This is a genomic window from Acetomicrobium mobile (genome assembly GCF_937920065.1).
Map to the genome: position 1 here is coordinate 1 of NZ_CALETC010000219.1, position 4,951 is coordinate 4,951.

Annotated in this window: 4 protein-coding genes and 1 pseudogene; 2 read left to right on the forward strand and 3 right to left on the reverse strand. The window is 50.2% G+C overall.

Annotation, left to right across the window (positions count from 1 at the left end):
* Positions 1–298, forward strand: a 298-nt coding sequence (locus Q7P41_RS08530) for a phosphodiester glycosidase family protein (protein WP_303883474.1), incomplete at its 5' end; no start/stop codon positions are given.
* Between the two features lie 72 nt (positions 299–370).
* On the opposite strand, the pseudogene Q7P41_RS08535 reads toward Q7P41_RS08530, so the two are convergent.
* Positions 371–1,579, reverse strand: a pseudogene (locus Q7P41_RS08535) (Na+/H+ antiporter NhaC family protein); the annotation flags it as partial.
* 255 nt (positions 1,580–1,834) lie between these two features.
* A complete protein-coding gene (mgtE, locus tag Q7P41_RS08540) occupies positions 1,835–3,193 on the reverse strand; it encodes a magnesium transporter (RefSeq protein ID WP_303883476.1) in 1,359 nt (452 codons plus the stop codon).
* Between the two features lie 481 nt (positions 3,194–3,674).
* On the opposite strand from mgtE, the gene Q7P41_RS08545 reads away from it, so the two are divergent.
* Positions 3,675–4,424 carry a transposase gene (locus Q7P41_RS08545; RefSeq protein WP_303883477.1) on the forward strand — a complete coding sequence of 250 codons (750 nt, stop codon included), beginning with the start codon at positions 3,675–3,677 and terminating at the stop codon, positions 4,422–4,424.
* A gap of 235 nt (positions 4,425–4,659) precedes the next feature.
* Here Q7P41_RS08545 and Q7P41_RS08550 read toward each other — a convergent pair.
* Positions 4,660–4,951: DUF433 domain-containing protein (locus Q7P41_RS08550; RefSeq protein ID WP_303883479.1), on the reverse strand; the 292-nt coding region annotated here is incomplete at its 5' end.

Below are 4,951 nucleotides of genomic sequence, written 5' to 3' on the forward strand. Positions count from 1 at the left end.
GGACGTGAGCGCAAACGAGGGCTTTAAACCGAGCTTCACGGACAAAAGACACCCGAGGACATTGTGGGGATGCGACGGAAGCAAGATTTATTGGGTCGTGGTGGATGGCCGCGATCCCTGGCATTCCCGCGGGGTTACCCTTGCAGAGCTCACGTCTTTGGCAAAACGTCTCGGCATGAAGGATGCCGTAAACCTGGACGGTGGGGGCTCATCAGGCCTCTGGTGGAACGGAGCTTTGGTAAATCATTCTCCGGGAGGCAGAGAAAGACCCCTTCCTTATATAATTTACATCGAGTGATCTTAAAGATATCCGCGCTATCAAAAAGGGCCGCTTGCGGGCGGCCCTTTTAAGCTGTTCTTGACATTAAGTTTATTCCGTTATGATGTCTTCATCCGTCTCCTTGCGCCAGAATATGAATTTGCCCATCGCCGTGAGCGCTATGGCGACCAGGGGATTTAGGTAGTTCAGGAAGGCGTAAGGCAGATACTCAAGGGTTGGCACTCCAAAGAGGCTCGCGTGATAAGCTCCGCATGTGTTCCAGGGGATCAGGACGGACGTGAGCGTGCCGCTGTCCTCCAGCGTCCTGGATAACATCCTTGGATGCAAGCCCTTTTTTGTCAAAAGCAGATTTAAACATCCTACCTGGAAGGACAATTGCAACATATTGATCTGCCAAAAGTATATTTGTAAAGATACAAGCAAATATCACAGAGGTGATTAGGCCAGTGACGCTCTCCACGTGGCGCAAAAGCGAATCCAGCAAAACTTCCAAGAACCCGCATCGCTCCATGACTCCGCCGAAGGAAAGGGCACAAAGTATCAACGATACCGTCCACATCATGGAATCCAGTCCGCCACGTTGCAGTAATTCACTTAACATCTGAGCGACTTCCTTTGCAAGTTCAGGTGCAACGTCAGTGATGCCCTTTGATGCAAGCAAAGCAGATACTGCCTCTAAACTTTCAGCTCCAGCGATCTCGGCGCTCAAAGCAGGAGTGTAGCCGTAATGGATGGCAGTGACCATGGTGGCCAATCCGCTTCCTTGAAAGAGTATCATTATGCTGCCTAATACGACGCCTGCAAACATGCTTGGAATCGCAGGAAACCTCAAGGCAGCAAGAAGTATTACTACGATGGGTGGGATAAATCCTAAGGGCGAGATATGAAACTCTGCGGCCAGTAACTTTTGAAAGGCCTGTATTTTCGATACATCCAAAGGGCCGCCTGCAAACTTAAATCCGAGGACTACGGTAATGATGATGACGATAATATAATAAGTAGTCATTGTTGTGGACATCATGGCCCTAATGTGGCTGAAAGGAGTCGTGCCTGTCACTGCGGGTGCCAGGTTTGTCGTATCGGAGAGGGGAGACGAGACATCTTATCTCCAAAGTAAGCTCCAGATATTACCACGCCTGCGGCCAGCGGTGCCGGCACGCCTAAGCCTGCAGCGATGCCCATCAAGGCCAGCCCGACAGTGCCTGATGTTCCCCAAGATGTGCCCGTTGCCAAAGACACTATAGAACATATTAAAAGCGTTGCGAGCAAAAATATGGCAGGCGACAATATAATGCTTAAATTTAATTATATTTATAACAACTGTCTCATGCAAGTCTGATTAAGTTTTTATGAATTAATGCACTTTAATTTATATGTACAAGTATTCCGAAATCCGAGGTCAATAGAAATAAAGTTTTAAATTATAAGTGTATGTCAGATCATTTTACAAATAACTCGTAGTTAGTACAAAAAGACAGTCTACTAATACAAAATACGGCACAGGCTGCTTATTAGTGGCCCGTGCCGTGAATAAGCTAGTTTGACCCTAAAATTTTAATTTATGTTCAGCAGCCTTATCGCGACATTGAAGTACACCGTAAGTGCGGTGATATCGACCACCGTGGTGATAAAGGGTGCGGAAAACACTGCCGGGTCCACGCGGCACATCCTTCCCAGTATGGGTAGGATTGCCCCTATCGTGGAGCTCATGATCAAGACCGCTATTAAGGTGCAGGCCACTGTCATGCCAATCGCCGTCGAACCGCTTATGGCCCAGGCGAAGAAGTACCCTATGAATCCCATCACGATACCCATTAAACTGCTAACCCTTAACTCCTTGAAGAGTATGGTTGCGATGTCCTTAACCGTGACCTCTCCCAGAGCTAGGGCCCTTATAATCAACGACGACGCCTGCGTGCCGGAGTTTCCCCCCACATCGGCAAGCAGTGGGATAAAAAAGGCCAAGGTTACCACGCTGCTTAAAACATTTTCATAGTACTTTAAGATATTGCTCGTAACCGCCTGGACGACGAAGAGAAATACGAGCCAGCCTATTCGCTTGCTGAAAAGCGTCGTCAGGCTTGATTCCAGATAGGGCAATTCCAGAGGCTGGCTGCCTCCGAGCCTGTGAATGTCTTCGGTGTCCTCTTCTTCTATAACGTCCATGATGTCGTCGGCCGTGATGACGCCGACCAATCTGCCCTGGCCGTTTACCACGGGCAGGATCATGAGGTCGTACTGGCTCATTATCCTGGCTGCCTCTTCCTGGTCTGCTGCCGCCAGCACCGTTATGATGTTCTTGTGCATAACGTCGGATACAAGGCTTTTGGGGTCGCTTAAAAGCAGTTCCTTGAGGGATAACACGCCTACCAGACGCCCCACAGCGTCGACCACGTAAATGTAGTTTGCGATGCTCTGTTTCTGGCCGACCTTTCTGAAATGCCTTATGACCTGCTCTATAGTCCAGTACTCTCTAGCCTGGATGTAGTCCAGGGACATTATCCCGCCGGCGGAATCCTCTGGATAGGTCATGAGGTACTTGATGCTTTCCAGATCTTCCTGCGGTACCATGGCCATTATTTGTTGTGCCTTGTTTGGATGGATGGCCATGAGCAGATCGGCTATGGCGTCCCGTCCCATGGCCGCAAGTATCGCCTTGGCCACGGCTTTGTCGGAGTGATCAAGCAGTCGGTACTGGTCGTCGTAGTCCAAGTGCTCCAAAGCCTCAGCTGCGGTTTCCGGAGGGGTCAAGGAAAGTATCGTGATTTGTTCCGGTTCCTCGAATTCCTCCAAAAGCGATGCAATCTCGTAAGGATGAAGCTCGCTAAGGTAATCCCGCAAAGCTTCATAGTTACGTGCCTCCAACATATCCTCGACGGTTCCCCTGAAGAAATCGATGTTTCTCTGTTCCATTGGAATCACCTCCCAGAGATCAGTGGATTGCTAAAGGGACGCAAAGGATCCGTAGCGTCTTAAAGACGTTTTTGTCGTTTTGCTAAATCTTCCGATCTCCGGAGGGCGTTTGGGATGGCCTAAAGCAGAGGGATAGGCATGAAGGATGTGGCCATAGGAAAGCCCTGACCCTCCGAAAGAACCGGAGCATGTCCGCCTGTTATTTCATACACGCTGCACCGATGACTACTGGGTCCGGCGTCCACCTATTGCCACCACCCTTCCTGCAAAATGAATAAGACCTTAATTAGAATAACATACAAGATAATATTTTTCACTTTTTGAGGGTGAGGGAGGTGAACCTCTTCAACCTCGAATGCACGATCTACCTCTACGACATCACCTCCACATATTTCAAGGGAAGGTGCGTAAAGAACGATGAAGCTAAGCGCGGCTACTTTAGGGACAAGCGTCCGGATTGCAACAGGTGCTTGTGGGGCTTGTGGTAGACCGCGAAGGCTTTCCCATCATGCACGAGGTCTTTGAGGGAAACAGGGCCGACTCCACCACGGTCGGTGCCATGCTCGACGCCTTAGAAGAAAGACAGGGCAAGAAAGAGATGATTACGGTGGTGGTTGACCGGGGCATGGCAAGCCAAGACAACATCGATCTCATCAAAAGCAGGGGCTATCATTACGTCGTAGCTACGAGGCAAGGCGAGCGCGACCGCTTCCTTTGCGAATTCGAAGATGAAGAAGGGTTCGTAGAAGTAGTTCGCCCCACTTCCGCCACCAAATCCCACCAAAAGAAGAGCCATGTAGAGGTGAAGAAGAAGGAGTGCGGCGGCGAAGTTTACGTCTTGGTGGTGAGCGAAGAGCGAACGGTTAAGGATAGATCCATAAGGGAGGCCCATGAGAGGCGCCTGCTCTGTGACTTAAAGAAGCTGAAAGAGCGCATAACTTGCGGCAGGCTGGTCAGGGAGGACAAGGTCTACGAGGCCATAGGCAGGATAAAGGAGCGCTATCCCCGCGTCGCTAAGTACTACGAGATCTCCTACGACGAAGGCGAACTGACCTTTACGGTGAGGGAGGCGCTCAAGACCCATCAGATGGTAACTATTGTGCTGCCCACAGCCGACGGCAGGGTTTTAAAAGTGCGTCGCGCAACAAGGCCGACCTCAGAACAGATTGAGCTTTATTCCAAACTGAACGTGCCCCATGAACCGATCAAGCCGAAAAAGATCTGGCTATAAAGAGAATTAGTGACCACCGAACGCAGGATGCCTTGCTGTTACTGGCTTGCGAGTCAAGAGTGCGGAAGTTGGGGTAAGGAGCACTCGATTGAGTTGGGTTGCCCGATCCAAAAGCTTAGATCGGACAACCTATCCGCGCCATCTTCCTGGGCAGTGAGCACATCGACACTTCGCATGCGAAGCCCCACAGCGACAACCCGCGGGATATGGGCATCCATATAAAACGAAATCGGCATTAGAGAAGGCTCTTGGCCTTAAGCCTTGCAACCAATGGCGATCCTTTTTGGCTGGCCTTCTCGCGAAGTCCCTCAACGTTTTTGAGTCGCTCGGCTATCTCTTTATCAAGCTCTTCAGCATGATCCCAATAATAAGCTAAGCTGGCATGGATTTGGCCAAGGGTCAAATAGGGATGTTGCAAGTGCAACTCTTCGAGGCTCCAGCCATAGGCCAATTTCTCCAAAACCAACTCAACCACCTTTAGGGTTGTGCCTTGAATCGCAGGCGCACCCTTCTCGTCGAAAACGATG

Bases quoted from the DNA above. Each gene is read 5' to 3' on its own strand.
- mgtE (WP_303883476.1), bottom strand. From the start codon at position 3,193: ATGGAACAGAGAAACATCGATTTCTTCAGGGGAACCGTCGAGGATATG.